This window comes from Maribacter sp., from assembly GCF_049667165.1.
Classification (GTDB): Bacteria; Bacteroidota; Bacteroidia; order Flavobacteriales; family Flavobacteriaceae; genus Maribacter_A.
In genome coordinates this window covers 1-3,045 of sequence record NZ_JBATHS010000074.1, presented here as the reverse complement: position 1 = coordinate 3,045, position 3,045 = coordinate 1, and the positions used below count along the sequence as shown (strand labels likewise).

The window sequence follows — 3,045 nt, the reverse complement described above, 5'->3', positions numbered from 1 at the left end:
GGCATAAACTTACAGTTGCGGGAACAGTTCCAGATTTGCACTGGATTCCCTTTTAATTTAGTCACCGTGAAAATGACAAAACCAAATTCAGGGCAAAAATAACCCTATTCGCTTATTTATCCTCCTTTTTTTTGCTAAGTTTTATGGCCAACCAGATAAAACCAACTATAAAGTGAAGTATAATGATCCCTGCGATTATATAAATAGTGGTATTTGAACTATCTCGCATGTTTAAAGTTTTAGCAAAAGTAAGATACAATACCTTCTAAATTTGTGACATTTGTTACCTTGCGATGATTTTTCACGGGATAAATAAAACCTCGATATTCGATCTATAATGAGAATTACCTTAATTCTTTCATTCCTCTTTTGCTTGGTGGGTTGTAAGGAACATACCAAAAAAGGGTTCCCTGTCCCCATGTCATCGAAGGAAACTAACGTTGCATATGCCAAGGGGTTTACCATCGAAAAAACGGCTTCAGGGATTACCCTCATTACCGTGTTATCGCCATGGCCCAATGCCAAGACCGGTTTTAAATATGCCTTGGTCCCAAAAACTGAATTAGCATCGATAACATTGAACAAAGAAGAGTACGACGCTATTGTCGGGGTGCCTGTTACGTCTATCGTCGCAACCTCGACCACGCACATTCCATCCCTTGAAACTTTGGGCGTCATCGATGCGTTAAAAGGCTTCCCAGATACCCAATATGTCTCCTCCGAAATAGCGAGACAGCGCATAGATAGTGGTCTGATCAAGGAGTTGGGAAACAACGAATCAATCAACACCGAATTGGTCATTGAATTAAGTCCGGAAGTAATCTTCGGTTTCAGTATCAATAATCAAAACAAAGCCTATGAAACCTTGAAACGGTCCAATATACCGGTGGTGTACAATGGGGATTGGACAGAGGAAACTCCCTTGGGAAAGGCCGAGTGGATTAAATTCTTTGCCCCCTTCTTTCAAAAGGAACGGGAGGCGGACAGTATCTTCAAGGCCGTTTCAGATGCTTATAACCAAGCGAAATCCTTGGCGAAAAATTCCAAAAAACAGCCTACGGTCCTCTGTGGAGCCTTATATAAGGATGTGTGGTACCTGCCTGGGGGGAACAGTTGGGCAGCCAGGTTTTTGGAAGATGCCAATGCCTATTATCCTTGGTCAGAAACCACCCAGACCGGAAGTCTTAATTTGAGTATTGAAAGCGTGTTGGCCAAAGGTGTGGATACCGATTACTGGATTTCCCCTTCACAATTCATCTCGTATCAGGAAATGGAGGATGCCAATTCACATTATCTGAATTTCAAAGCCTACCAAAATAAGAACATCTTTACCTTTGCCAAAACAAAAGGAAAAACAGGAGGGCTGCTATTTTATGAGCTTGGCCCGAACAGGCCCGATTTGGTGTTAAAAGATCTGATACATATATTCCACCCTGAGGTATTGCCCGAACATGAACTGTTTTTCTATAAGCCATTGAATTAATTGGAAAGAACAACTACATATAAAATTCCCTTCCTATTCCTTGTTTTGGCGCTGCTCCTTTGTGTTGTGCTGAACATTAGCCTAGGTTCTGTGTCCATTCCCTTCCAAGATACGTTAAAAGCTATTTTTGGCGGTGAATTGGCAAATGATTCTTGGAAATACATCGTTTGGAACTATCGCATACCCAAGGCCTTCTCCGCTATCCTCGTGGGCAGTGGCCTTGCCTTGAGTGGCCTTCTCATGCAAACCCTATTCAGAAACCCATTGGCCGGTCCTTTTGTATTGGGTATCAGTTCTGGCGCCAGTTTAGGGGCCGCCCTGTTGATCATGGGGTCCACACTATTTTCCAGTCTTTTTTCTTACGGGTTGGTTAACGATATTTCAATGGCCGTGGCGGCCAGCATCGGTAGTTTTTTGGTGCTTTTGGTCGTAGTAATCGTATCGTATCGTATCAAGGATACGATGGCCCTGCTGATCATTGGCCTTATGTTCGGAAGTATTACCGCCGCCATCGTCAGTGTGTTATCCTATTTCACGGACGCCGAAAAATTGCAACAGTATATTTATTGGTCTTTTGGCAGTGTGGGCAATCTTTCCTGGCCACAGCTTTTGCTACTTTTGACTATTATTCTGATCGGCTTATTCCTAAGTATATTTTCGATCAAATCGTTGAATGCCTTGCTGTTGGGGGAGAATTATGCCAAAAGTTTAGGGGTTAATATGAAACGGTCCCGTTATATGATCATCATAGCAACCGGTTTATTGGCGGGTGGTATAACGGCCTTTGCCGGTCCTATTGCATTCATAGGCCTGGCCGTACCCCATTTGACAAGACAAATATTCAACACGACCGATCATAAGGTTTTGGTCCCTGCCGTACTGGTTTATGGGGCTATTTTAATGTTGATATGCGATACCATCGCCCAATTGCCCACCTCGGCGAATGTATTGCCGATCAACGCCATTACGTCGATAGTTGGGGCTCCTGTGGTCATTTGGTTATTGGTACGGAAAAGGAAAATGATTTTTTAAAAACGTGGTTATCAAAAAAACAAGGGAACATATCGCATTGGAAGTTAATAACCTAACCATTGGATATCGCTCGAAAAAAGACCTTATCCAGATTGCGGCGCATTTGAACTTTCAATTGCATCAGGGTGAATTGGCTGCTATAGTAGGCGTGAATGGCATAGGTAAATCTACCCTGCTACGTACCCTTGGAAAGGTGCAGTCGAAAATATCAGGGGCAATACATGTTGATGGCAAGGAATTAAAAAACTATGCCCCCATGGAGTTGGCATCGACCATAAGTATTGTTTTGACCGAACCTATGGCCTCTAAGAACCTGACGGTATTGGAACTGATTGCCTTAGGACGACAACCGTATACCAATTGGATCGGTAGGTTATCGACTACGGACAGGACCAAGATCCATGAGGCTATTTCAATGGTCGATTTGGAAACCTTGAAAAACAAAAAATGTTACGAACTAAGCGATGGACAATTACAGCGGGTGATGATCGCCAGGGCATTGGCCCAAGACACTTCCGTAATTCTTTTGG

The 3,045-nt window shown here is 43.1% G+C and carries 3 protein-coding genes and 1 riboswitch; all 3 genes read left to right on the top strand.

Annotated features, from left to right (window positions below):
• Window positions 1-101, bottom strand: a riboswitch (cobalamin riboswitch). This riboswitch is flagged as partial in the annotation.
• A gap of 236 nt (window positions 102-337) precedes the next feature.
• Window positions 338-1,483 carry an ABC transporter substrate-binding protein gene (locus WBM98_RS04325; protein WP_424364799.1) on the top strand — a complete coding sequence of 382 codons (1,146 nt, stop codon included), beginning with the start codon at window positions 338-340 and terminating at the stop codon, window positions 1,481-1,483.
• Window positions 1,484-2,515, top strand: coding sequence for a FecCD family ABC transporter permease (locus WBM98_RS04320; protein ID WP_424364798.1), 1,032 nt, complete (start codon window positions 1,484-1,486; stop codon window positions 2,513-2,515). It begins immediately after the preceding gene.
• 4 nt (window positions 2,516-2,519) lie between these two features.
• The coding region (locus WBM98_RS04315; RefSeq protein WP_424364797.1) for an ABC transporter ATP-binding protein at window positions 2,520-3,045 on the top strand (526 nt) is incomplete at its 3' end.

Bases quoted from the DNA above. Each gene is read 5' to 3' on its own strand.
- WBM98_RS04325 (WP_424364799.1), top strand. From the start codon at position 338: ATGAGAATTACCTTAATTCTTTCATTCCTCTTTTGCTTGGTGGGTTGT.